25 protein-coding genes, 1 tRNA gene and 1 riboswitch are annotated in these 23,743 nt (G+C 34.6%); of the genes, 15 read left to right on the forward strand and 11 right to left on the reverse strand.

Annotated elements, in window-relative coordinates; all coding sequences use genetic code 11:
• Positions 1-167 precede the first annotated feature (167 nt).
• From OXQ85_RS13475 to OXQ85_RS13525, 11 genes are all read left to right on the forward strand, one after another.
• Positions 168-845 carry a TIGR02117 family protein gene (locus OXQ85_RS13475; protein WP_267405192.1) on the forward strand — a complete coding sequence of 226 codons (678 nt, stop codon included), beginning with the start codon at positions 168-170 and terminating at the stop codon, positions 843-845.
• Positions 846-1,053: 208 nt separating this feature from the next.
• Positions 1,054-1,809, forward strand: a complete 756-nt coding sequence (locus tag OXQ85_RS13480; protein WP_267405193.1) for a T9SS type A sorting domain-containing protein — start codon at positions 1,054-1,056, stop codon at positions 1,807-1,809.
• Between the two features lie 68 nt (positions 1,810-1,877).
• Positions 1,878-2,336 carry an SRPBCC family protein gene (locus tag OXQ85_RS13485; protein ID WP_267405194.1) on the forward strand — a complete coding sequence of 153 codons (459 nt, stop codon included), beginning with the start codon at positions 1,878-1,880 and terminating at the stop codon, positions 2,334-2,336.
• Between the two features lies 1 nt (position 2,337).
• Positions 2,338-3,633: a deoxyribodipyrimidine photo-lyase gene (locus OXQ85_RS13490; RefSeq protein ID WP_267405195.1), complete on the forward strand. Its 1,296-nt coding sequence runs from the start codon at positions 2,338-2,340 to the stop codon at positions 3,631-3,633.
• Positions 3,634-3,866: 233 nt separating this feature from the next.
• Positions 3,867-4,166, forward strand: coding sequence for a hypothetical protein (locus OXQ85_RS13495; RefSeq protein ID WP_267405196.1), 300 nt, complete (start codon positions 3,867-3,869; stop codon positions 4,164-4,166).
• Positions 4,167-4,271: 105 nt separating this feature from the next.
• Positions 4,272-5,312, forward strand: a complete 1,041-nt coding sequence (locus OXQ85_RS13500; RefSeq protein ID WP_267405197.1) for an efflux RND transporter periplasmic adaptor subunit — start codon at positions 4,272-4,274, stop codon at positions 5,310-5,312.
• A 28-nt stretch (positions 5,313-5,340) separates the two neighbouring features.
• Positions 5,341-8,463: an efflux RND transporter permease subunit gene (locus OXQ85_RS13505; protein WP_267405198.1), complete on the forward strand. Its 3,123-nt coding sequence runs from the start codon at positions 5,341-5,343 to the stop codon at positions 8,461-8,463.
• On the forward strand, positions 8,444-9,895 hold the full coding sequence (locus OXQ85_RS13510; protein ID WP_267405199.1) for an efflux transporter outer membrane subunit: 1,452 nt from the start codon (positions 8,444-8,446) through the stop codon (positions 9,893-9,895). The genes OXQ85_RS13505 and OXQ85_RS13510 overlap by 20 nt, the downstream gene beginning before the upstream one ends.
• A gap of 142 nt (positions 9,896-10,037) precedes the next feature.
• On the forward strand, positions 10,038-10,634 hold the full coding sequence (locus tag OXQ85_RS13515) for a hypothetical protein (RefSeq protein WP_267405200.1): 597 nt from the start codon (positions 10,038-10,040) through the stop codon (positions 10,632-10,634).
• 60 nt (positions 10,635-10,694) lie between these two features.
• A complete protein-coding gene (locus OXQ85_RS13520; protein WP_267405201.1) occupies positions 10,695-11,576 on the forward strand; it encodes an NAD(P)-dependent oxidoreductase in 882 nt (293 codons plus the stop codon).
• A 368-nt stretch (positions 11,577-11,944) separates the two neighbouring features.
• The gene (locus tag OXQ85_RS13525; RefSeq protein WP_267405202.1) at positions 11,945-12,127 is read left to right on the forward strand and encodes a hypothetical protein; all 183 of its coding nucleotides are present in this window, start codon (positions 11,945-11,947) and stop codon (positions 12,125-12,127) included.
• 214 nt (positions 12,128-12,341) lie between these two features.
• Here OXQ85_RS13525 and OXQ85_RS13530 read toward each other — a convergent pair.
• Together OXQ85_RS13530 and OXQ85_RS13535 are read right to left on the reverse strand one after the other, a co-directional pair.
• Positions 12,342-12,421, reverse strand: a tRNA-Leu gene (locus OXQ85_RS13530).
• An 80-nt stretch (positions 12,422-12,501) separates the two neighbouring features.
• Positions 12,502-13,269, reverse strand: a complete 768-nt coding sequence (locus OXQ85_RS13535) for an MBL fold metallo-hydrolase (RefSeq protein WP_267405203.1) — start codon at positions 13,267-13,269, stop codon at positions 12,502-12,504.
• Positions 13,270-13,323: 54 nt separating this feature from the next.
• On the opposite strand from OXQ85_RS13535, the gene OXQ85_RS13540 reads away from it, so the two are divergent.
• Both OXQ85_RS13540 and OXQ85_RS13545 read left to right on the forward strand, forming a co-directional pair.
• Complete coding sequence (locus tag OXQ85_RS13540; RefSeq protein ID WP_267405204.1) at positions 13,324-14,751, forward strand: TonB-dependent receptor; 1,428 nt, start codon at positions 13,324-13,326, stop codon at positions 14,749-14,751.
• Between the two features lie 14 nt (positions 14,752-14,765).
• Positions 14,766-15,215, forward strand: coding sequence for a GAF domain-containing protein (locus tag OXQ85_RS13545; RefSeq protein WP_267405205.1), 450 nt, complete (start codon positions 14,766-14,768; stop codon positions 15,213-15,215).
• A gap of 167 nt (positions 15,216-15,382) precedes the next feature.
• Here OXQ85_RS13545 and OXQ85_RS13550 read toward each other — a convergent pair whose 3' ends face one another.
• The 4 genes from OXQ85_RS13550 to OXQ85_RS13565 form a co-directional block, all read right to left on the reverse strand.
• The gene (locus OXQ85_RS13550) at positions 15,383-15,823 is read right to left on the reverse strand and encodes a PaaI family thioesterase (protein ID WP_267405206.1); all 441 of its coding nucleotides are present in this window, start codon (positions 15,821-15,823) and stop codon (positions 15,383-15,385) included.
• Between the two features lie 21 nt (positions 15,824-15,844).
• On the reverse strand, positions 15,845-16,435 hold the full coding sequence (locus OXQ85_RS13555; RefSeq protein WP_267405207.1) for a 1-acyl-sn-glycerol-3-phosphate acyltransferase: 591 nt from the start codon (positions 16,433-16,435) through the stop codon (positions 15,845-15,847).
• A gap of 306 nt (positions 16,436-16,741) precedes the next feature.
• Positions 16,742-18,463 carry a PspC domain-containing protein gene (locus OXQ85_RS13560; RefSeq protein WP_267405208.1) on the reverse strand — a complete coding sequence of 574 codons (1,722 nt, stop codon included), beginning with the start codon at positions 18,461-18,463 and terminating at the stop codon, positions 16,742-16,744.
• A gap of 12 nt (positions 18,464-18,475) precedes the next feature.
• Positions 18,476-18,805, reverse strand: a complete 330-nt coding sequence (locus OXQ85_RS13565) for a PadR family transcriptional regulator (RefSeq protein ID WP_267405209.1) — start codon at positions 18,803-18,805, stop codon at positions 18,476-18,478.
• A 303-nt stretch (positions 18,806-19,108) separates the two neighbouring features.
• Between OXQ85_RS13565 and OXQ85_RS13570 the strand changes: the two genes are divergently transcribed.
• Both OXQ85_RS13570 and OXQ85_RS13575 read left to right on the forward strand, forming a co-directional pair.
• The gene (locus OXQ85_RS13570) at positions 19,109-19,804 is read left to right on the forward strand and encodes a hypothetical protein (protein ID WP_267405210.1); all 696 of its coding nucleotides are present in this window, start codon (positions 19,109-19,111) and stop codon (positions 19,802-19,804) included.
• 6 nt (positions 19,805-19,810) lie between these two features.
• Complete coding sequence (locus OXQ85_RS13575) at positions 19,811-20,401, forward strand: HD domain-containing protein (protein WP_267405211.1); 591 nt, start codon at positions 19,811-19,813, stop codon at positions 20,399-20,401.
• A 220-nt stretch (positions 20,402-20,621) separates the two neighbouring features.
• Here OXQ85_RS13575 and OXQ85_RS13580 read toward each other — a convergent pair whose 3' ends face one another.
• The 5 genes from OXQ85_RS13580 to OXQ85_RS13600 all read right to left on the reverse strand — a co-directional run bounded on the left by OXQ85_RS13580 (position 20,622) and on the right by OXQ85_RS13600 (position 23,596).
• Positions 20,622-21,005 carry an acyl-CoA thioesterase gene (locus OXQ85_RS13580; protein ID WP_267405212.1) on the reverse strand — a complete coding sequence of 128 codons (384 nt, stop codon included), beginning with the start codon at positions 21,003-21,005 and terminating at the stop codon, positions 20,622-20,624.
• A gap of 113 nt (positions 21,006-21,118) precedes the next feature.
• Positions 21,119-21,308, reverse strand: a riboswitch (cobalamin riboswitch).
• A 48-nt stretch (positions 21,309-21,356) separates the two neighbouring features.
• Entirely contained in the window at positions 21,357-22,154 is a 798-nt protein-coding gene (locus OXQ85_RS13585; protein WP_267405213.1) for a hypothetical protein, read from the reverse strand.
• Positions 22,155-22,384: 230 nt separating this feature from the next.
• Positions 22,385-22,573 (reverse strand): hypothetical protein, encoded by a 189-nt coding sequence (locus tag OXQ85_RS13590; protein ID WP_267405214.1) that lies wholly within the window; start codon positions 22,571-22,573, stop codon positions 22,385-22,387.
• A 30-nt stretch (positions 22,574-22,603) separates the two neighbouring features.
• Complete coding sequence (locus tag OXQ85_RS13595) at positions 22,604-23,245, reverse strand: phosphotransferase (RefSeq protein ID WP_267405215.1); 642 nt, start codon at positions 23,243-23,245, stop codon at positions 22,604-22,606.
• Between the two features lie 57 nt (positions 23,246-23,302).
• Positions 23,303-23,596 (reverse strand): hypothetical protein, encoded by a 294-nt coding sequence (locus OXQ85_RS13600; RefSeq protein WP_267405216.1) that lies wholly within the window; start codon positions 23,594-23,596, stop codon positions 23,303-23,305.
• Between the last annotated feature and the right edge of the window lie 147 nt (positions 23,597-23,743).

Genomic DNA, 23,743 nt, shown 5'->3' on the forward strand with positions numbered 1-23,743 from the left:
TTTTTGGAGCTACTTTTACTCTTACTTTAAATCTTTTCTGGGATTTGGTATTTTTACGCATATTTGTGAATATTTCGTAACTAAATGTAGTGATTTTTTCGATTAAAACAAATACTTTTACTAAAAATTACAAATTAAGTTTTATTAATCTTAAATTAAATCTCACGGTGAGAAAAATGTTCATCCTTTTAATAAAAACAATAGGAATTATTTTAGGAATTGTTGTTCTGTATGTTGCTCTGGGCTACCTTTTACCTTTCATTGAAGTTTCGGCAAAAGATGATGGACAGAAAAAAGAAATTCCGATTTATATTTATACCAACGGGGTTCATACGGATATTGTGATGCCCGTGAAAAATGATCTGGAAGACTGGAGTACGAAAATTCCTTTTACTAATACACTTTCTAAAAGAACAGATTACAATTATGTCGGCGTCGGTTGGGGCGATAAAGGTTTTTATCTTGATACACCAACTTGGGCAGATCTGAAATTTTCAACAGCATTTAAAGCGGCATTCTGGTTAAGCGAATCTGCGATGCATTGTACCTATTATAAAGTTATGAAGGAAGGTGATGATTGCAAGAAGATTATGATCAGCCGTGATGAGTACAAAAAATTGGTAACGTTTGTGGATGATAAATTCGATAAAGATCAAAACGGAAATTTTATTTTGATTCCTACCAATGCGGTTTACAGCGATAACGACGCATTTTATGATGCCAAAGGAAAATATAGCTTTCTCAATACTTGTAATACCTGGGCTAATGATGCTCTGAAAGCTGCCGGACAAAAAGCAGCATTTTGGACACCAACTGATTCTGGGATATTTTTACATTATAAATAATTTAAATTTTAAAATCTTTCATGAAAATTTAATACTCTCTAAATTTATAGGTTTGTGAGAGTTACGATTTTTGTTATTTCTTTATAATCTTAAATGTTTAAATATTGTTATTTAAATACTACTTTTGCGACCCTTAAATCTTTTGTAAATACTATGAATAAAGGATTTTTGTGGTATGTGTCTCAAAAAAAATATTTAAATATACTTTATGAACAAGCATTTTTATTTGCTAATTTTAGGATTATTATTAAACTTTAATTTTTCTATTGCACAAACTCTTTCGGTAAGTAATAACGACCTGGGTCAGCCGGCAGTGTATACTTTTACGTATACAACATCTCAGGCGATCGGAACAGGAACCAATACGCCAAATGTATTCTTTTTAGGGCTTCCTTCTGGCTATCCGTCAATATCGCAAATCGTTTCCGGAGGAGCAAACCTAAATCCGTATGTCACTTTTAAGGTAAATGGGGTGACATATCCTTGTAATACTTCATTTGGAAGTGTAGGAGGAGCGTGGGCTTCCGGTATCCAGCTTTCGACAAGCGGTGGAACTTCAGGAGTAGCAATTCCTGCAGGAGCACAAATTCAGATCATTGTTTCAGGGTTAATCAAAAATCCTTCTACGATCGGAACATATAATTTTTCTTGGAGAACAGCACAGGGAAGCGGAGCTGCTATACAGAATTTCAGTGCTCCAATTACTTTTACCTCTACACTTTCTACGGGAGAAACTCGTAAAGCAGCAAAAAAAATCTCATTATATACTAATCCTTCACAAGATTTTATAAAACTTTCAGGACTTTCTACAAAAGAAAAATTTGAAATTTATAATGTTGAAGGCAGGAATGTGTTGTCAGGAAATATTTCTCAAAATGAGGTTATTAATATTGAAAAATTAAATAACGGTGGTTATATTTTAAAACTGAGTAACGGCAAAACGTTTAAATTCATTAAAAAATAATAATTTTAAAAACCGTTTCGTGAGAAGCGGTTTTATTTTTGTTGTTAAAGAAAAATAATATTTTATCAATGAAGCATCAACTGTATCGCGAGCAGCAATTAAATTGCGACATCCAAACGGCCTGGAAATTTTTTTCTTCTGCCAATAATCTTTCAGAAATTACTCCAAAAGATATGAAATTCATCGTTTTAACGAAGTTTGAAAACGATAAGATTTATGAAGGAATGATTATCGATTATTTTGTTTCGCCTTTGTTTGGAATTAAAATGAAATGGCAGACGGAGATTCTCAAAGTTGATTTTCAGAAAAGTTTTATTGATTTCCAGAAAAAAGGACCTTATAAGCTTTGGCATCATCATCATGAATTTATTGAAAATGAAAATGGCGTTTTAATGAAAGATACGGTTGATTATGAACTCCCTTTAGGCTTTTTAGGAGAAATTGCGCATACTATTTTGGTGAAAAAGAAACTGGAAGATATTTTTAATTATCGGTACAAAATCCTAGAAGAACGTTTTAATCATTAATATGGAAAAAATTGTTATTTTTTGGTTTCGCAGAGATGTAAGATTGAATGATAATGCAGGTTTGCATCATGCGTTGAAATCCGGACTGAAAGTGTTGCCAATTTTTATATTTGATACAGAAATTTTAGATCAGCTTGAAAATAAATCGGATAGGAGAGTTGATTATTTTCACCAGGCTTTGGAGAAAATCCATCATGAGTTAAAATCTCACAAAAGCGGACTTTCAACTTTTAAAGGAAAACCTTTAGATGTTTTTAAAAAATTGATGAAAGAGTATGATGTGGAAGCTGTTTTCTGTAACCGAGATTATGAACCACAAGCAATAAATCGAGATCAGGAGATCAAAGATTTGTTGATTAAAAATAATATTGAGTTTAATGATTGTAAAGATCAGGTAATCTTTGAAAAAGAAGAGGTGGTAAAAAATAACGGAAATCCTTATACCGTCTTTACACCTTATTCTAAAAAATGGCTTGAAAATTTTCACCAAAATAAAATTGAAACCTTTACAATAGATTTTTCTCAATTTCTACAGTATTCTGCACCAAAATTACTCTCACTTAAAAATATTGGCTTTGAAAAAACTGAAATTGAATTCAAAAAGCCAACATTAGAAAAGAAAATTATTAATGATTATGATCAATACAGAGATTTTCCTGCATTGGATCACACGACGCATTTAGGAGTTGCGCTGCGATTCGGAACAATTTCCATTCGTGAATGTGTGGAATTTGCAGCTCAGCATAATCAAACATGGCTGAAAGAATTGATTTGGAGAGAGTTTTTCATACAGATTTTATATCACTTCCCGAAAGTGGTTTATCATTCTTTTAAAGAAAAATATGAAAATATCGCCTGGCGAAATGATGAAAAGGAATTCAAACGCTGGTGTGAAGGAAAAACGGGATATCCCATTGTAGATGCCGGAATGCGTCAACTGAACGAAACCGGATTTATGCACAACAGAGTACGAATGGTTGTCGCCAGTTTTTTAACCAAGCATCTTTTGATCGACTGGCGTTGGGGTGAAGCTTATTTTGCCGAAAAATTACTCGATTACGAATTGTCATCAAACAACGGAAACTGGCAATGGGCGGCAGGTTGTGGATGTGATGCTGCTCCTTATTTCAGGGTTTTTAATCCTTCAGAGCAAACTAAAAAATTTGATAAAGATTTAAAATACATCAAAACTTGGCTCTCTCAGGATGAAATTAATAATCCTAATCCAATCGTTGAACATACTTTCGCAAGAAAAAGGGCGCTGAAAGTATATGGAAAAGCTGTAAAGGAAAATTAAGCTAAATTATAGTTGATGGTTTTTAGTTGATAGATTGCAAAACGAAATTATATCCATTAACTAGAAACTATCAACCAATAATATATACCAAGTTTAAGTTTTTTTAACATAAATCTTTCTCCCTTCTCCTCAAAAAATCCCTATTTTTGCCCTATTCACAGTTTTTATTCGAAAAAAACGAAATGTTCTGATTTGGCATGGCAAGTCTGAGGTCGTATATATTTTTTTATTTTATGTTGGTTTTCACCCTTTTCAACTCGAGATGGGCAGAAAAATCATTAAATAAACTTCCTTGCATACCGCCGATCACCAATATTTGCGTTCTTGATGTCTACGAACAGGCAGATATGAATGCCAAGGCAGTGCCTGCCACTTCAAAAGTTGTAAAATATCTAGCACAAAAAAGAGAAGAATATTACACAGAAGCTACTTTCAAAACGATTAAAGTTGTTCAGAAGATTACGCTTCCTGTTATTTCCGTGACTATCGTTTGTGGGGTTAAATCTTTTCTGCATCTCCTCCAGCTCTATTAGTTAAGTTATTAAAAATCAGTTTATTTCAACCAAATTTTATAACTTAATATACCTAAGATGTATTTAAAAAATATAATAATTTGCTGTACGGCAATATTATTCGCTGTGTCATGCAGTAAAGCGAAAAAAACAAATGATAAGCAAATAAAGGATGTTCCTGTCCTTAAAGTAAAAGTGAAAGATACGCTGGTGAGCAATCAGTTTGTAACTGATATTCAGGCAAAGAAAAATGTAGAGATCCGTTCCCGAATTGCGGGAATTATTCAAAAAATGTATGTGAATGAAGGTCAGTTTGTGAAGAAAGGACAGCCTTTATTTAAAATCAATGATTCTGAACTTCAAATGGATCTTTTAAAGGCAAATGCAGCTCTAAAACAGGCCGATGCCGATGTTCGAATTGCAGAAGTAGAATTGAAACAGATCGAAAGTTTACACGCGAAAAAATTTGTTGCCAATAACGAGCTTGAGATGGTGAAAGCAAGACTTTCTTCAGCAAAAGCAAAGCGCGCTTATGCAGATGCTGAGAAGAAAACGGTTTTACAAAAGATCAGTTTTACCAATCTAGTAGCCCCTTTTGACGGAGTAATCGATGTTATACCTTTTAAAGATGGAAGTCTGGTGGAAAACGGTTCGCTTTTAACTACGCTTTCTCAATTGGATGAAGTGTATGCTTACTTTTCAATTCCTGAAAACTTATATTTCGAAATGTTGGCGAATGACAAATTAGGAAAACAGCAGAGTATCACACTTACTCTTCCGAACGGCGCCCACTACCAGTACAACGGAACGTTGAAAACTGCTGACGGAGATATCGACAGAGCCACCGGTTCCATTCAATATAAAGTAGCTTTTCCGAATCCGAAACATTTAATAAAGCACGGAACGTCCGGAAAATTGATTATTTCTGAAAATCAACCGGATGCTATTTTAATTCCACAAAAATCTACGTTCTCCATTCAGGATAAAACGTATGTTTTTACCGTGGATGGTAAAAATAAAGTAAAAATGACCAATATTCAGATTGCGAGCACTTTAAGAGATTCTTATTTGGTGGATGGCGGTCTGAAAAATGGCGATTTGATCATTTATGAAGGAACACAGTCTTTGAAAGACGGTGATATGGTTAACATTAAAAAGAAGCTTTAATCTTTCATACAATTTAAATCAAATAGCGATGGTAGAAATGTTTATAAGGCGAAAGGTTCTTTCGCTGGTTATTTCCATATTTTTTGTTTTGATGGGAATTATGGCATTGATGAAGATGCCGATTACCCAATTTCCCGATATTGTGCCGCCTTCCGTAACGGTAACAGCAAAATATACGGGAGCCAATGCTGAGGTTTCGGCGAATGCAGTGGCGCTTCCTTTGGAGAGAGCAATTAACGGGGTTCCCGGAATGACGTATATGTCAACGGTAACTTCCAATGATGGATTAACATTAATTCAGGTTTTCTTTGAAGTGGGGGTTGATCCCGATGTTGCTGCGGTAAACGTTCAGAACAGGGTGACAACCATTTTGGATGAATTGCCGGAAGAGGTAATCCGGGCGGGTGTTACCACGGAAAAAGAGGTGAACAGTATGTTGATGTATTTGAATATCACCAGTACAGACCCAAGCCAGGATGAGCAGTTTATTTACAACTTTACAGATATTAATGTTCTTCAGGAATTGAAACGTATTGATGGAGTAGGACGCGCAGAAATTATGGGGCAGAAAGAATATTCGATGAGAGTATGGCTTGATCCTCAGAAGATGGCAGCCTACCGTATTTCGGCAGATGAAGTCATTGCTTCTTTGCAAAAACAGAATATTTCTGCAGCTCCCGGAAAAGTAGGGGAGACGTCCGGGAAAACTTCAAGTCAGCTGCAATATGTAATTAAATATAAAGGTAAATTTTATGAGCCTAAACAGTATGAAGAAGTTCCGATTCGAGCAGATGAAAACGGAACTATTTTAAAGCTTAAAGATATTGCGAAAGTAGAATTTGGCGCTATGAACTACGGAATGGTTTCCAAAACCGACGGAAGGCCTTCTGCATCGATTATGATGAAGCAGCGTCCCGGTTCCAATGCATCTGAAGTAATCGAAAGTGTGAAGGCAAAAATGGAAGAATTGAAGGTATCTTCTTTTCCTCCCGGCATGGAATACAATATGGCGTATGATGTCTCCCGTTTTTTGGATGCCTCGATCAGTGCGGTACTAACAACGCTTGTTGAAGCCTTTATTCTGGTGGGAATTGTGGTGTTTATTTTTCTTCAGGATTGGCGTTCCACCTTAATTCCGGTTCTAGCCGTTCCGGTGGCATTGGTGGGAACTTTTGCTTTCATGAATATGTTGGATTTCTCCGTCAACCTACTGACTTTATTTGCTTTAGTGTTGGCCATCGGTATTGTAGTCGATAATGCCATTGTCGTCGTCGAGGCTGTTCACGTAAAGATGGAAGAAGGTATGCAGCCATTGGAAGCAACAATTAGTGCTACAAAAGAAATTGCAGGAGCCGTTGTGGCGATTACGATTGTAATGTCTGCCGTATTTATTCCGGTGGCGTTTCTGGATGGTCCGGTTGGAGTTTTTTACCGACAATTTTCTTTAACATTGGCGATCAGTATTGTGATTTCGGGGGTGAATGCGTTAACGCTGACTCCTGCACTTTGCGCTATTATTTTAAAACCTCACAATCATCATAAAAAGAAAAATATTGTTGATAAATTCTTCGAAAGTTTCAATAGAGGGTTTGATAAATTAGCCAACCGATATGTAAGCATTTTGTCCAAATTTGCGACAAGAACTGTGGTTACTTTTGGATTATTATTCCTGTTTATTGTATTAACAGCGCTTACCAGTAGATTTTTACCAACAGGATTTATCCCGATGGAAGATCAGGGAATGGCTTATGTAAGTGTTACCACTCCTCAGGGAGCAACGGTGGAAAGAACCGAAAAGGTGTTGGATGAGGTGACTACAATTGCCAAGAAGATCAAAGGGGTAGAAAACGTGACCACTTTGGCTGGATACAGCATTGTGACGGAAATTGCAGGTTCTTCCTACGGAATGGCGATGATTAATCTTAAAGACTGGAAACAAAGAGATATTTCCGTTAATGATTTTATTGCGGAGCTTTCAGAAAAAACAAAAGGAATTTCGGATGCTCAGATTGAGATTTTTGCACCACCAACGGTTCCCGGTTTTGGTAATACCAGTGGTTTTGAACTAAGATTATTGGACAGAACCGGCGGAACAGTAGAAAATACAGATAAGATCACAAAAGATTTTGTTAAAAAGCTGAATGAATCGCCTGAGCTTAAAAACAACTTTACCAGTTTTGATGCTACTTTCCCCCAATACATGATTAATATTGATTATGATATGGCGGCCAAGAAAGGGGTTTCCGTAGATAATGCGATGTCGACCCTTCAAACCATGTTGGGTTCTTATTATGCGACCAATTTTATCAGGTTCAGCCAGATGTACAAAGTGATGGTTCAGGCAAGTCCGGAGCATCGTGATACACCCCAGAGTATTCTGAATTTATATCTGAAAAACGATAAAGGTGAAATGGTTCCCTTCTCAACATTTATTACGATTGAAAAAGTGTATGGGCCTGAAGTTTTAACGCGATATAATATGTATTTGTCAGCGATGATTAATGGTGAAGCTGCTGAAGGATACAGTTCAGGAGATGCCATCGCAGCGGTGGAAAGAATTGCGAAAGAAACCCTTCCTAAAGGTTTTGATATTGAATGGTCTGGAATGACTAGAGAAGAAATTTTATCAGGAAATCAGACGATCTATATTTTCATGATCTGTCTTCTTTTCGTGTATCTTCTTTTAGCAGCTCAATATGAGAGTTTCCTTCTTCCGATGCCTGTTTTATTAAGTCTGCCAACCGGAATTTTCGGTTCATATATCGCGTTGGTTTTAGCAGGTTTAGATAATAACATTTATGCGCAGGTGGCTTTGGTAATGTTGATCGGACTTTTAGCTAAAAATGCCATCCTGATTGTAGAGTTTGCCGTTGCCCGAAATAAAGAAGGCTTTGATATTATTCCTGCTGCCATTGAGGGAGCAAAACAGCGTCTTCGCCCGATTTTAATGACTTCTTTTGCTTTTGTCGCGGGATTAATTCCTTTATGTATCGCTTCTGGAGCCGGAGCGGTGGGGAACCGTTCCATTGGTACGGCTGCCGCGGGAGGAATGTTGATCGGAACCGTTTTCGGATTGGTCATCATTCCGGGATTGTATATATTTTTTGCAAAACTTGAAAATAAAAAGAAAGATGAAAAAATTAAATCATAGAAATATAATGTTGGGAATCGCAGCTTTCAGTTTAGTTTCATGTGCGGTTCCAAAAGTGACGGAATTAAAAAAATCAAAAGAATTACCTGAACATATTGTTAATAAACAAAATACTGTCGAAAATTCCGAATTTCAGCAGATTAATTTAAAGGAATATTTTAAAGATGAACATTTGTTGGCACTTTTTGATAAAGTAGTTCGTGAGAATCAGGATTTTCAAATCGCTCAGCAGCGTGTTGATATTGCCAATAGTTTTCTGCAGCGTTCTAAAATGGATCTCTTGCCGTCTCTGGAAATCGGAGCTACAGCTTCAGGCGACCGCTACGGAAAATATACGATGGATGGAGTAGGAAATTACGATACCAATCTTTCACAAAACATCACAGAAGATCAGAAAATCAACCGTGATTTTACCCCAAATTACTGGTTGGGAGCAAGAAGCAGTTGGGAAGTCGATGCTTGGGGAAAACTGAAAAATAAAAAGCTGGCCGCTCAGAAGAAATATCTGGCTTCGGCAGAAGGTTTACGGCTTTTACAGGTTGAATTATTCACTGATATTGCCAATTTGTATTATCAATTGGTGACTTTAGATAACCGATTGGCGATCTATCAGAAAAACTATAATCTTCAGCAGAGAGCGTTCGAGATTGTTTTAGCTCAAAGGGAAGTCGGAAAAGCGACAGAATTGGCGGTTCAGCAATTTAAAGCTCAGAATAACAACTGGCTCGCAGAAATTGAACATATTAAGGTTGAAATTGTTACGGTAGAGCAGGCGATCACGACCTTAACGGGAAGTTATGGCGGCGAGATCAAACGCGGAAACGTGCTGATGCCCACCAATATGGAAATTTTAAATAAAAACATCAATGTTGAAAAGGTCATTCATTCCAGACCTGATGTGGCATCCAATTATTATGTGTTGGAAGCTTCTCAGGCTGATGCTAAAGCGGCAAGAGCGGCATTCTATCCAAAGATTGATCTGGGCGCAAGTTTTGGTCTGAATTCTTTTTCAGCAGGTACATTTTTTAATCCGAGTTCGCTTGCCGGGCAATTATTGGGAGGTTTAATGGTTCCGGTTTTTAATAAAGGCCAGTTGAAATATGAATTCAATGTGGCAAGTAAAGAGCAGGAAATTGCTTTTTTAACCTATCAGAAAAGTGTAACTACAGCATTCAATGAACTTCAATCAATTTTAAAGCAAACGAAAATTTACGAAAGAGTTTTACAGCTAAAATCTGAAGAAGTTGGCTTTCTCGACCGTGGTGTTGAGGTTTCCAATGATTTGTATGTCACGGGTTATGCTAATTATTTTGAATTAATTAATTCCCAAAAAAGCAAATTGCAAGCAGAGTTGGATCTCTTGCAGTTCAGACATCAGAACACGAGAAATAATGTTCTGTTGTTTAAAGCTTTGGGAGGGAAGTTAGATTAATATTTTTGTCAAATTTTTTTTTAAGTCACCATTTATGGTGGCTTTTTTTGTTGATTATGACTCCGCTCATAAAACCTTGTCTTTTTGATTTTTAAATTTGATTGAAAGCATCTTTAATTCAATAATTTAAAATTTTAAACTAATGAAAGCGAAGAAAATTTCTGGAGTTCCTGAGCAAAAAAAAGGTGGATTTCATGATACCGAAAGTAGAAAAACATTTGCTGATAAAGCAGTTGGTGAGAAGCAATTTGAAGTTTTAAAGGAAAGATTATTTTCTGTAAATCAATGGAAAAGCTATTGTAATAAAGATTTTGCCGATTTTAAATTATTTGATGCGTATGGAGATGAGGTTAATCGATTTTGCGAAATAGGAGATTTTATCAGAATTGATATTCCCGGACCAGGTGAATTGGAAGCAAAAGGCTACGATTGGGTTCAGGTAATCAGTATTTTTAGTGACGATGATGAGATTATAATTACATGTAAACCAACGATGAAACCAGAAAAAAGAAAAAGTTTTAAAATTGCTCATTTTTATTCATCAAGAGCCAGTTCGACATTTAGAATCGTTAAGAAAAATGATTTTATCGAAGCTGGAATTTATGGAAGAAATGAAACTCCAAATTTTAACGCGTCATTTTTAGACATGCTTCGAAACATCATAATCTCAATCGGCGGCATGATGGGATTTGCCAAAATTCAATGGAAATGTTTGACAGATGGATTGCTGAATTTTTAGCGTGGTTGTAAAGCCTTTTTCAGAAATACTTTAATATCTTTGGTTAAAATCGAATAAAGTATGATGAAAGTAAAACCCGTGATAGGATTGTTATTTCCGGGAGATATGGGATCGGCAGTTGCTGATGTATTGATAAAAAATAATTTTGAAGTCATTACGGCGGGTGAAGGTCGGTCTGCGCAGACATTCGAAAATATCGAAAAATCTCAGATAAAGGATGTGGGAGCTTTACAAAATGTGGTGGAGCAAAGCGATATCATATTATCGGTGAACAGTCCTAAAAGTAGCATTCAGATTGCCGAACAGGTTTCTCATTATATGTCGGATTCAGAAAGAAATCAAATCTTTGTAGATCTCAATTCCAATACTCCGCAATCAGCAAAAGAAATTGAAGCACTCATAACTTCTAAGAATGGAATTTTTATTAATGGAGCTATTATGGGAGTTGCGAAAAGTGTGGAAAATGATGCGGTGATAGTCGTTAGCGGTAAGGAAAGAGGTTTGCTGCTGGCTTTATTTGATGGAATATTTAAATTAAAAGATGCGGGCGAAAAAATAGAATCTGCCTCTGCTTACAAATTGTTATTTTCGATGGTGAATAAAGGAATTAATGCTGTTTTCTTTGAAGCCATGATGGGTGCTTCTCATTATGGCATTGTTGATGAAATGATCGAAAGTCTTAAAGATTTTTTACCGGGAACGTATGGAGATTTGCAAAAAACAACTCCAACATATCCTGATCATATCTTGAGACGAATTGATGAAATGCAAGGTCTGTCTGAAATGCAGCAGTTTGATGGTCTTTCTAACAGTATTTCTTCCGCTTCAGCAAAAACTTTTAAAATTATTAATGACAAAGGAATTTTGAAGAATGAAACTCCGAAAGATGTAAAAGAAACTTTTTTACTTTTTAAAAATAATGATTTTAGCATTGATAATTAAAGTGGAGGTAATGAATGATTAGTGTTGTTTTAATTTATTATTGTGAATATTTTAAATTGTAATACTTAAAATTAGAATAAAAATACCACAAAAAATAAATTTTAAGTAAAATGTAATTTTATGGCACAGCAATTGAATAAGAATAAATACCAAATCACATACACAATATTAAATGAAATTAAAATCCTCGCAGTTTTGTGAGGATTTTACATTGAAAAAACACACCAATATATTTTTACGATTAGTCCTCAGTTTTTTGCTGAGGATTTTCTTTTTGTTAATTATTTCCCGAATTTTAGAATTGTATTAAATTAATTAGTAACTTGTTACAGCGTTTTTAACGTAATTAATCACAAAAATTAATAACCATGAAAAATTTAAGAAAACTTTCCAGAAAAAGATTAATCTCTATTAATGGAGGAATCGAAGTTTGTGTTCAGAATTGTTTTGTAGGATACAGAAAATGCTGTACGCGAGGAGTACCTTATTATTGTGCCCCTGTGGGCGAAGTTTGTAAATCAATAGGTGATCCTGGTGGTGATCCAATTTAAAATTTATTATAGAGACTATCTTTTGGTAGTCTCTTTTTTTTTGCTTAAGATTTGAAATGTGCCTTAATTTTTGATTAAAAGAATTTGTTTATCAATGAATTTATGCATTGAAGAGAAAATATGTTTTTACACGATATTTTACACGTTTGAATTTTTTGGTATAAAAATATAAAAAGCAAAAACCTCTGAAATGATCTATTTCAGAGGTTTTTTGTACCCAGGACCGGGATCGAACCGGTACTCCTAAGAACTGGTGTTTGAGACCAGCGCGTCTACCAATTCCGCCACCTGGGCTGGTGTGTTACCTTGTTTCTAATTGGTGTGCAAATATAGGAACTTTTCTTTATACTCCAAATGTTTTTGCAAACTTTTTTCTAGAAATTTATTTCCAAACCATCGTAGGCAAGGTGTATTCCGGGTGGAAGTTGTTTATCTTCAATATTATGCAATCCTAAATGATGACTGATGTGTGTTAAAAATAATTTTTTAGGTTTTAGCTCTTCAAACAAATTAATAACATCGGGAAGGATAAAATGTGCCGGATGCGGATCAAATTTTCGGATACAGTTTAAAATTAAAACATCAAGATTTCTTAATTTTTCTTTTTCCGTGTCTGAAATAAAGCCTGCATCGGTAATATAAGCCGAGTTTTTAAATTTATACCCGAACGCCGTAATTTTATAATGAATCACTTCAATCGGAGTAATTTCGGTATCTAAAACTGTGAACGGTTTATTTTCAATTTCATGTAAATCAAAAGCAGGCGCTCCGGGATATCTTACATCTGCAAAAGCATAGGGAAAACGATTTTTTACCTCTTGTCCGACTCTTTGAGAACAATAAAGGGGCATATTTTTTCCACTTTTAAAGATCAGCGGGCGCATGTCATCCAAACCAATGACATGGTCGTTATGTTCATGAGTAAGAAGTGCGATATCTACATTACTTTCTTGATTAATAAGCATTTGTTGCCTAAAATCAGGGCCGCAATCAATCAATATTTTTCTGTTTTCGTCCGTAGTTACAATTACGGACGAACGGAATCTTTTATCTTTTGGATTTTCGGAAGTACACACCTCACAAGTGCAGCCAATAACGGGTACACCCTGTGAAGTTCCAGTTCCTAAAAATTTCAACTTCATTTTCTTTTGAGGTTGGTTTAATTTTGGTAAATTTACGAAAAATTTAATGTCCTAATGTATCAGAAACTAACTCCTAAACAAAAAGCATTAACAATTAATCTAGATCCTACTATTTATGGTACTTTCGCAGAAATTGGAGCAGGGCAGGAGACAGTCCGACACTTTTTTAGAGCTGGTGGAGCTTCAGGTACAATTGCTAAGGCAATGTCTGCTTACGACAAAGATTTTAGTGATGCGATCTACGGAAAAGAAGTAAAAAACAGGTATGTTACCCAAAACAGACTTCGCAAAATGCTTCGCTATGAAGTGGCTTTAATTGAGGAAAGAATTTCCAGAGAAAACAACCCAAACAGAAAGTTTTTTTCTTATGCCAATACGGTGACTACCATCAATTTTGATAAGACGGTAAGAGGTCATGGTTGGGTAGGAATTCGTTTTCAGGTAAAAGAAAATGAGGATTATAATGAGATTGTAATTCACGTAAAATTCAAAGAAAACGATGCGACTTTGCAGCAGGAAACTTTAGGAAATCTTGGAGTGAATCTTATTTTCGGTGCTTTCACTTATTTTGACAATCCACGAAGATTAATCGAATCTCTTTACGATGATGTAGCAAAAGATAATCTTGAAATTGATATGATCGATTTCAGTGGTCCTGCATTTTCTTATGTTGATAACCGATTGATGTCGTTGCAGTTAGTGAAAAACGGAATGACGGATGCCGTAATTTTCAATTCTGAAGGGAACAATATGCTTCCGGCGGATGTTTTGTACAAGAAAAATATTTTCGCGGTAAGGGGAAGTTTCAGACCGGTAACAAAGGTAAATATCGATATGCTGAAAAACGGTATGGATATGTTCCTGAAAGATGCGGTTTGTACCCATGAAGAAACGGAAGTTTTGATTGAAATTACGATTTCAAACCTTCGTGCAGACGGAGATATTGATGAAAGAGATTTCCTTGATAGGGTAGATGTCCTCGGTAGATTAGGCTATACAGTTATTATTTCGAATTACTCAGAATATTATCGATTGATTGATTATTTTGCGTCTTATACAAGTGGAAATATTGGCGTGGCAATGGGTGTAAATAACCTATTGATGGTATTTGACGAGAAGTACTATAAAAATCTTTCAGGTGGAATTTTGGAAGCTTTTGGTAAATTCTTCAGAAACGGAATGAGAGTGTATCTCTATCCTTACAAAGATCCTGAGACACATGAATTGTTAGATTCTGAAACGCTTAAAGTGGAAGAAAATCTTAAAGAATTGTATAAATATTTCAAGCTGAATAATCGTATTGTTGATATTAAGAATCATAATCCCGATTTCCTGGAAATTTATTCAAGAGATATATTAAAGAAAATTGCTTGTAACATGAAAGGTTGGGAAACTCAACTTCCTGATGGTGTTGCAGAAATGATAAAAGAGCGAGGAATGTTCGGATATAAAGAAGAACTTTCATTAAAACAATTCTCTTAAAAAATTTAATTAAAATGTCAGAATTAAAGAAAAGACTTTCATCTATTCTTGAAAGTCCTAAACATAATACAGAAGAAAAATTAGAAAAAGTTTGTCATCTTTTGGATCAGGAGATTTCTTATTTCAACTGGACGGGTTTTTATTTCAAAAACGGAGATAAAGACGAATTGAAATTAGGTCCTTATGTTGGAGCCCCTACAGATCACGATATTATTCCTTACGGAAAAGGAATTTGCGGTCAGGTTGCGGTTTCCAATGAAACTTTTGTAGTGCCTGATGTTCACGAACAAAGCAATTATCTAAGCTGCTCAATTGATACAAAAGCTGAAATTGTAGTTCCGATCTTTAAGGACGGACAAAATATCGGACAAATCGATATTGATTCTCATACAATTGACCCGTTTACAGACGAAGACAGAGAGTTGTTGGAATGGCTTTGTAATGAAGTTTCTAAGATTCTATAATTAAGAATTTCTAACCACAAAAGTTGCAAAAGTAAGTATAGTTTATTAAGAGTGTTTATTGAAGAGTATTTTCTTCTTCAGCTTTTGAGACTTTTGTGGTTTAAAAATATAAACTCCGATTATCAAAACGATAATCGGAGTTTTTTATAAAAATATTATATTTAAAATTATCTTAAAATAATATTATTCGTCATTGTTGTGTGATTGATTAGTTTTCCTTTTTCATCACTAATTTCAATTTCAGAAACGTGCATCGATTTTCCTTTTCTGATGAATCTTGCCACAGCCGTCACAATTCCATCTTTTTTACTTCTTAAATGGTTTGAATTGATGTTCGTACCAACACCATAATATTTAGAACCATCAATGAAGATATTAGACAGGCTAGAACCCATTGTTTCTGCCAAAACACAACTTGCGCCACCGTGCAAAATACCAAAAGGCTGATGAACTTTAGGCTGAACAGGCATCGTGGCAGTCAGGGTTTCGTTTTCAAGATCAATATCTATGAATTTTATTTCCAGCGTTTTCGCTAAAGTTACCTCGCCGCCCCAACTGTTTAGAAATGCTAATATTTCTTCCTTCGTTTTATCTTTCGTATAATACATAAATCTGTTGGTTGATAGTTATTAGTTGCTGGTTTCAGTTCCCATGATATTTGGATTCCAGTTTTCAGGAATTTTCGGAACAATATCATTTTTGATATAATAATTCTGAATTTCTTCCATAATTTCTGAAAAAGAAGTAGAAGCAATTCTTTCATAAGGAATTGTATATCCTAAATAAACAATTTTTCTTTTAAAATCTCCGGCTGCCAAAACGATAGGAACTTTTGCCGCCAAAGCCATGTGATAAAAACCTTTTCTCCATTTCGGAACCCAGCTTCTTGTTCCTTCCGGAGTAATTACTAAACTAAAGTCTTCTTTTGCAAACTGATTGGCAACGAAGTTTACCAAGTCGTTTTTCTGACTTCTGTCGATCCCGATTCCTCCCAAACCTCTTACCACACTTCCATACCAAGCTTTGGTGTGAGCATCTTTAATGATGATTTTGATGGGTTTCTCCAAAGACCAATAGGCAAGGTTTCCTAAAATATATTCCATATTATGGGTGTGGGGTGCCACAACAAGGATACATCTGTTAAGGCTGCTTGCATCGCCCTGTAGAACGACCTTCCAGCCCAATAATTTTAGCATTGCTTTGCCAATTAGTTTTTTCATAGATCTTGTATTAAAAACAGAAAAGTATAACCAAACTTTGGTTATACTTTACAAATATATTGAAATATTATTGCTCTTTAAAACAAACCGCTGATTAAATCTACGATTTTCATTACTATTTCTAAGGCTACTTGTACCATTTGTTTATGTTTTTGATTTGGGTTATTAATTTTGTACGAAGATAGTATAATTTTCTGATATACAGTGTTTAAAATTAAATTATTTTCGATAGTTTTGAGAGAAGAAGAATGTGAATTTCAAGCTTTTGACCATTCATTCACATCTTCTGCCACTCTCTAAAGTTTATTATTTGGTTTTAATGGAAATTTCATCTTTACCATCCTTGATCTTGATGTCTACATTTCCTTTCATTTTTTTGATGCTGGATTTCATAGAATCAATCACGTTATCAGCTTGTGAAGCAGGAACTTTTTTACCATTGATGATAATACTGTCCTTATCGTCTGAGCTGTATTCAATCGTAGAACCGTTTACAGAGATTTTGTTTTTCTCAATTTTGATTCCGTTGTTGCTGTGGTCGTCATCCTGATCATTATCGTTGATTCCGTCTCCGTCTAAATCTCCGTCAAAATAAATTTTGTCTTTATTTACCGGAATAATCACCATTCTTTGCGGAACCACAAGCTCATAGCTGATTCTGTAATCTCTGAATCTGTGCTCGTAAGGATACTTCATGTAGTTTGGAAGAAGCACTTTATTGTTTTCAACCTCTACAGGAACCGTAATTTGTACCGGAACATTGTATCCGTTTCCTTCTTTTTTAATGATTAGATAAGGTGTTTTTACATCAGATTTTCTTACAACATCTACATCTGGATAATCTTCTTCGAAAACTGTTTTCTTATCAGAATAAATATCGCTGTCATATCCTTTGAAGTTTTGTGGAATAACTACTTGCTTTACATCTACATACAATGTGTCTGAAGTTGTATTGATGGCTACATTTTCAACATCTTCTTTGCTGCCTCTGTAGATTAAATCTTTTTTCGCCATGCTGATTCCAAAGTAAGTACCCAATCCGATTAATAAAAGGAATAAACCTCCTAATACCCACCCGATATTTCTCAATTTAGTTTTCGGAGAGAAAATTTTGATACTTAATAAGCTGAAGATAATTGCCGGGATCAAAGCTCCAACCACCATGATAGCAGTTAATACTTTGTCTAAACCATTATCATCCATATAGAATTTCATTTCAGAAGCTCCTGGGAAATCTGCATTTACTCCGAAAATCCCGATGATTGCGAAGATTCCTGCAATGCTTCCTACCGCCATTAAAACGAAAAGTGAACCAATGATATATTTAAAAACATTCCATATTCCGCTGCTTGCATTGCTGATGTAAGGTTTGTTTTCGATATATATTTCTCCGACCCTCTGAGTAGATTCATTAGCGAATTGCACCAATTTATTAGACTCATTCTTAAGATTGTCGAAGTTCATAGGCTTTCCCTGCATTTTCAGGAAATCTGCCGCAGATTCTGCTTTTGGTAAAACGGCCCAAAGAATAATATATAATAAGAAAACCAATGTTGAAGAAACTGCCGCTGTGAAAGCTCCCAGGATGAAAATTCCCAGCCAGATTGCTCTCATTGCTGTAATATCCATTCCAACATATTGAGCTAAACCTGCGCATACTCCGGCAATTTTCTGCTTTTCAGGATCACGGAACAATTGTTTTTTATCACTGTATTCAGTTCTAGCGTTTCCTTTTTTCGAAGTATTTTTTTCAGAATAATAAGCTTCTTCCTGCTCTTCTATTTTTTCAGGGGTTCCAATTTGTGCAATTACCTTCTCTACATCAGAATCGTTGATGACTTCGCGTTTTCCTAAAGAATCTTTGAAGATTTCCACCATTCTGATTTCTATGTCGTGCATTACCTCATCTGCTTCCGAAGCATCCAAAGCGCTTCTAAGAGCATTCAGATAATCGCTAAGCTTTATGTATGCATGTTCTTCTATCGTAAAAGAAAAACCTGCAAGTCCTATTGAGAGTGTTTTGTTCATAGCTTTGTTTTTTTAATTTTTTTGAGTGATTTGGTTTACAGAATCTGTCAATTCATTCCAGGTATTTTGAAGTTCATTTAAAAACAGTTTACCTTTTTCTGTGATCTGATAATATTTTCTAGGCGGCCCTCCGGTAGATTCTTCCCATCTGTACGATAAAAATTCTCCGTTTTTCAATCTTGTTAAAAGAGGGTAGAGGGTTCCTTCCACTACATCCAGTTTTCCTTTTTTTAGTTCATCTATAAGGTCGGAAACATACATTTCACGATGATTGATGAGACTTAAAATACAGAATTCCAGAATGCCTTTTCGCATTTGCGCTTTGGTATTTTCAGTATTCATCTTTAATAAGTTTTGTTAATTAGTTATATCTAAAATCTATTTCAGTTCCTAGCTAGATGAACCTATTTGGATTTTACATTACAAAGATATGTAAATAAAATGGTATTATGCAATACAAAGTAGTGTAATTTTTTTAATATAATATTTAAATTATTGATTTTCAATTAAATAAATTTTAATTAAGATTTTGCATATTTTGATTTTCAACTTAAAAAAAGTGTAAAAGACTTCAAAATTTTGTATTTTTGGCAGGAAATTGGGTTATTAATCTAGCCAGAATTTAAATTTTATTTAAACACAATTATGATATATTCTAAATTTTTATTGCCATTTATTTTAGTTGGAACAAGTTGCTTTGCTCAATATAAGTTTGAAATGAAAGATGCTTCAGCTTATTATGATGCAAAAATTACGATGGAAGACTGTTCGGGGGACGAATGTCGAGGTAAAGCGGTTATTGATTTATTCAAAAAAAATGGTTCGAAAGTCGAACAAACGTTAACTTCTGAGAATTTAGTTTTTTATTTAAATCAGAATAATAAAATATCACAGGGAGAAACCGTTCGATTGGATAAAAATGTGGTTTCAGATGGCCCTTTAATTTTTGATGATTTTAATTTCGACGGAACTGAAGATGTTGCCGTAAGAAACGGAAATTTGGGAAATTACGGAGCAGCTTCTTATGATGTATATGTTTACAATGTTACCAAGAAAAAGTTTGTGCCTAGTGAAGAGCTTACCGATCTTGCCAGCAACTCTTTTGGTATGTTTGAAGTAGATCATGAAAGGAAGCGATTGATTACCTATGCGAAATCGGGAGCGGCAATGCATTATATTACAGAATTTACTGTTATTCCCAACCGAGGTTTGGTGAAAGTATATGAAGTGGAAGAAGATGCGAGTGGCGGTGAGCGAGTGATTGTAACAACCAAGGAATTTAAAGATGATAAATGGATAAAAACGGTTAAAAATTATCCAATTGATGAATATTATAAGTAACAGATAATGAAGATACAGAAGGAGATCGATTTTATTTTGGCAGTTGATGCCTTAAAAAACGTACAACGAAGAAATTACAATGCAGATGATTCCAGAAGAGAAAATACAGCGGAACATTCTTGGCAGATTATTATTTTGGCTCAAATTCTTTTCCCGTATGCAAAAAACAGAGCGGATATTGATTTGTTGAGAGTGATCAGAATGCTTTCTATTCACGATTTGGTAGAAATTGAAGCGGGTGATACTTTTCTTTTTGATGAAGCGGGAATGGTTGGTAAGTTTGAAAGAGAGAAAGTTTCTGCTCAAAACATTTTCGGAATTCTAGATGAGCCTTTAAGAACTGAGTTTTTCAATCTTTGGCTTGAATTTGAAGAGGAAAAAACTCCGGATGCTATTTTTGCCTGTGCAATTGACCGAATTATGCCTTTTATTTTGAATTCGCATACTTCTGGAAAAAGCTGGACGGAAGCCGGAGTTACTGAAAAACAAATCCGAAATATGTTGGAAAACGCCATCAGCAGAGCTTCTGATGAAATGGGAGAGGCTTTCCAAACATTATTGAATTTGAGTTTGGAAACTGAAAAGGTGTTGAGATAATTTTTTAACGGAATATCTTATTTTCCCACGGATTGCGCAGATTTTTACAGATGATTATATTTAATTTTCAATTACATAAAAAATATACACCATCATTCGTGAAATTCGTGATAAATAAAAAATATAAAAGTTTCGGCGAGCCTTTGGCTCGCCGAAACTGCTTTAAAAAACATTTGAAAATATTGGGTTCGGGCGGCCGAAGGCCGCCCGAGCCTTTTCTTTATAGTATTTGAATTGGTTTTTTGAATTCGTCGATCGCTACAAAAGTAAAATCACCAACAATCGCTTTTTCCTTTTCATAAGAATACATTTGTTCGGTGTAGATTTCAACATTTACCTTCATACTCGTTTTTCCTACATGAGAAACTTTTCCTACCAATTCTACGATAGTACCTGCAGGGATAGGCTTTTTAAAATCAATTTTATCGCTGCTTACCGTTACCACGCGTTTTCTGGCAAATCGGGTCGCGGTGATAAAAGCCACTTCGTCCATCAACTGCATGGCAGTACCTCCGAAAAGCGTATCGTAATGATTGGTTGTATTAGGGAAAACCGCTTTAAAAATTCTGGTTACGGATGCTTCAATTCTTTCTTCTGTAGTCATATTTCATTATAAATTAAGGCGAAATGAAATAGTATCAAACAACAGAACAATCACAGGAACCTTAGAAATTCCTGAAACATCTATTAGATCAATAAAACTTCAAATCGCGAAAGTTTTTTATTTAAAAAATAGGCAGGTCTCCTGACTCGTAACATCATTTATCTCCTTCCCATCTCGCCTGATAACGAAACAGTGGACTTTTGATAAAGACTTTAGTTACTTACAGTTGCGCGACAGTTCGTGATTTTCACACGATTCTCTTTTAATCTGCAATTAAGCAGAACCGATTTCTGAAAAAGCGATTGGCTTTTCCGGGTGCAAAAATAAGGATAAAACAGTAGAAAATAAGATTTATTCCGGATTATTATAAATTATTTGATTAATGGCTCTCCCTTTATTGATGCTCCAAAGGGTGGTATAACGATTTTCACCGGAACCATTAATCATATAAAGGAAAATATGATCGTCATCAAGAGCGGTTACTCCGATATTTTCAAAATCCATAGAAGGCTGGAACAAATTTTTAATCGCATCTCTCACAAATACAGAACCTCTTCCGGGTTGTTGTACTCGGATAGATTTTATTTCCGTCATTCCTTCAGGGATTTCATTGCCAATTCCCCAAGGTTTTACTTTATCAACCGTCAAAATTTTCCCGCTGGCATCTTTTTCCTGTCTTTTAAGATGAGCATACGAAGGGTAAACATCAATGATAACCTTCGTTCTCTGGTTAGTCGGAATTTTCTGATTAGTCTCGTCTGTAAAAATTAATGATTTTCCGTTTTTAGATTTTGAAGGCGTAAATTTCGGAAGCTGATCAATAAATGCAACACGCTCTTTATTTACCATTCCTTCTTTATTCAGGCTATCGTATCTTACGAAAGGCTTTTCAGAATCTTGTTTTTCAGGATATTTTATCCAGATCCATTCTGTTTCTCCCGGTGCAGGTTTTACGTAAACAAAAACATCTCCTGTTTTCATGCGAATTTTATCGATAATTTTTCTGTAATCATCTTTATGAACGCGTACCATCGCATAACCTTCCTGAGCTTTTACCACTCCAAAAGGAACTTTATTTTGCCCTTTTACAGAAGCTAAAGAAAACAGACTGAAAACAGATAAATACAATGCCTTTTTTACGGAAATCATCATGAAATTTTTTTGACTGTTCAAATATATAAATTAAATACTTTTCGGAAGATAATTAAACTGTTGCAATTCTTTTAAATCTTTAATTTGTTTTAAATAATTATCAAAAATCGGGTAAATCACAATAGTCAATTATTTTTCATTAAGAATTTGCTGCAATATTAATGCTGTTGCTTTTGCATCATCTAATGCTCGGTGAAATTTAAAATCTTCTTTTATATTCATTTTTTCTAGCACTCTTTCAAGTGAAATTCCAGATGTAGAATCAAAATAGAAAATTCACTTTTTATTTCAAAAGTTTTCTTGTCTAGCTTTACAGCACCAATTTCTATTATATTAGTTTCGTTTATTTCATTTTTTCCAAAAGTTTTGCAACTTCCTTCTAAATCATAAATTACGAGATCGCTTGAAAATTTCATATATTAGTTTTAGTTTTTTAAGTTTGTTTGCTATTCAATTTCAATTTTGTGGTAAGACATCCAACGCTTTAAATTCCCAACCATCCTTTTTAAATGATCTTCATTCAGGAAAATATTCGTCCAATATTCAAATCTATCGCATTGCACACTTATATAATAGGTCATAATTGCTAAACATCCGAAAGGAAGAAGCTTTTTTTCTTCATCGCTAATTTCAATCACAGATTCATACCCTTTCAAAAAATTGTTTGCTTTTATTTGAAATTCTTCTTCGTTTAAATGAGTTGAAAATAACTGAAATAAGAAGTAAGAAATATCAAAACATAAATAGCCATTTCCACAAAAATCAAAATCAAAAAAAGTGATTTCTTTTTCGTTGTTAATATGCAGATTATCAAACCAAACATCAAGATGAACTGCTCCAAATCTGATTTTATTATTGTCAAGACTTTCCATTTTTAGCTTTAAAAAAGTTGAAAGTGATTCTAAAAATTGAACTTCGCTGATGTTTGTATTATAAAATTCTTTTGTTTTTAAAATAGGATTTGTAAGTAAATTTTCAACAGTATAAGGCATTCTTTTCAGTTCGATATTTTCAGTCGATTGATGAACTTTGGCTAATGCCTGTCCGATTAGAAAACTTGCCTGAGGTGAAAATTTTGCCGTTTTCACACCTTTCGCATATGAAAATAGAACCCCAAATCTTTTTCCTTCCGATGCTTCAATTTCCTAAATTAATTGTTTCGATTCATCAGCTATTGGAAAAGCAACTTGTCGCCCCGCATCTTTTAGTAATGTTAAAAGCCTTAATTCTTCTTCAATTTCCAGCCTTGTTCGCCAATTATGAGTGTACACTCTAAAGACATATTTGTTTTCACCATCAAAAACAATGTATAAATGATTCATCGCAAGTCGGAATATCTTGCATTCCGTTTTATCGCTTAGACCATATTTTTGTTGAATAAGTTTACCAAGTTCGTTGGGGCAAAGTGTACTGTTTATTGTTGGAAATTTCGTTGTCATTAATTCTCAATTGGAGCTGGTTATTTAAGATTGTAAAATTATACTTTATCTGAATTAATAGCTAAAATATTCTTTATATAAACAAGAACTGCTCTAAAAAAGCTTTTATTTTAAAATTAAAACTTTAGATACCACACCTGCCTTTTA

This window comes from Chryseobacterium sp. GM_Chr_2 (assembly GCF_026540445.1).
Taxonomy (GTDB): Bacteria; Bacteroidota; Bacteroidia; order Flavobacteriales; family Weeksellaceae; genus Chryseobacterium.

Bases quoted from the DNA above. Each gene is read 5' to 3' on its own strand.
- OXQ85_RS13535 (WP_267405203.1), bottom strand. From the start codon at position 13,269: ATGAAGTTGAAATTTTTAGGAACTGGAACTTCACAGGGTGTACCCGTT.
- OXQ85_RS13480 (WP_267405193.1), top strand. From the start codon at position 1,054: ATGAACAAGCATTTTTATTTGCTAATTTTAGGATTATTATTAAACTTT.
- OXQ85_RS13495 (WP_267405196.1), top strand. From the start codon at position 3,867: ATGTTGGTTTTCACCCTTTTCAACTCGAGATGGGCAGAAAAATCATTA.
- OXQ85_RS13560 (WP_267405208.1), bottom strand. From the start codon at position 18,463: ATGAACAAAACACTCTCAATAGGACTTGCAGGTTTTTCTTTTACGATA.
- OXQ85_RS13585 (WP_267405213.1), bottom strand. From the start codon at position 22,154: ATGATTTCCGTAAAAAAGGCATTGTATTTATCTGTTTTCAGTCTGTTT.
- OXQ85_RS13525 (WP_267405202.1), top strand. From the start codon at position 11,945: ATGAAAAATTTAAGAAAACTTTCCAGAAAAAGATTAATCTCTATTAAT.
- OXQ85_RS13555 (WP_267405207.1), bottom strand. From the start codon at position 16,435: ATGAAAAAACTAATTGGCAAAGCAATGCTAAAATTATTGGGCTGGAAG.
- OXQ85_RS13490 (WP_267405195.1), top strand. From the start codon at position 2,338: ATGGAAAAAATTGTTATTTTTTGGTTTCGCAGAGATGTAAGATTGAAT.
- OXQ85_RS13550 (WP_267405206.1), bottom strand. From the start codon at position 15,823: ATGTATTATACGAAAGATAAAACGAAGGAAGAAATATTAGCATTTCTA.
- OXQ85_RS13515 (WP_267405200.1), top strand. From the start codon at position 10,038: ATGAAAGCGAAGAAAATTTCTGGAGTTCCTGAGCAAAAAAAAGGTGGA.
- OXQ85_RS13590 (WP_267405214.1), bottom strand. From the start codon at position 22,573: ATGAAATTTTCAAGCGATCTCGTAATTTATGATTTAGAAGGAAGTTGC.
- OXQ85_RS13485 (WP_267405194.1), top strand. From the start codon at position 1,878: ATGAAGCATCAACTGTATCGCGAGCAGCAATTAAATTGCGACATCCAA.
- OXQ85_RS13510 (WP_267405199.1), top strand. From the start codon at position 8,444: ATGAAAAAATTAAATCATAGAAATATAATGTTGGGAATCGCAGCTTTC.
- OXQ85_RS13580 (WP_267405212.1), bottom strand. From the start codon at position 21,005: ATGACTACAGAAGAAAGAATTGAAGCATCCGTAACCAGAATTTTTAAA.
- OXQ85_RS13505 (WP_267405198.1), top strand. From the start codon at position 5,341: ATGGTAGAAATGTTTATAAGGCGAAAGGTTCTTTCGCTGGTTATTTCC.
- OXQ85_RS13600 (WP_267405216.1), bottom strand. From the start codon at position 23,596: ATGACAACGAAATTTCCAACAATAAACAGTACACTTTGCCCCAACGAA.
- OXQ85_RS13565 (WP_267405209.1), bottom strand. From the start codon at position 18,805: ATGAATACTGAAAATACCAAAGCGCAAATGCGAAAAGGCATTCTGGAA.
- OXQ85_RS13520 (WP_267405201.1), top strand. From the start codon at position 10,695: ATGATGAAAGTAAAACCCGTGATAGGATTGTTATTTCCGGGAGATATG.
- OXQ85_RS13570 (WP_267405210.1), top strand. From the start codon at position 19,109: ATGATATATTCTAAATTTTTATTGCCATTTATTTTAGTTGGAACAAGT.
- OXQ85_RS13575 (WP_267405211.1), top strand. From the start codon at position 19,811: ATGAAGATACAGAAGGAGATCGATTTTATTTTGGCAGTTGATGCCTTA.
- OXQ85_RS13540 (WP_267405204.1), top strand. From the start codon at position 13,324: ATGTATCAGAAACTAACTCCTAAACAAAAAGCATTAACAATTAATCTA.
- OXQ85_RS13545 (WP_267405205.1), top strand. From the start codon at position 14,766: ATGTCAGAATTAAAGAAAAGACTTTCATCTATTCTTGAAAGTCCTAAA.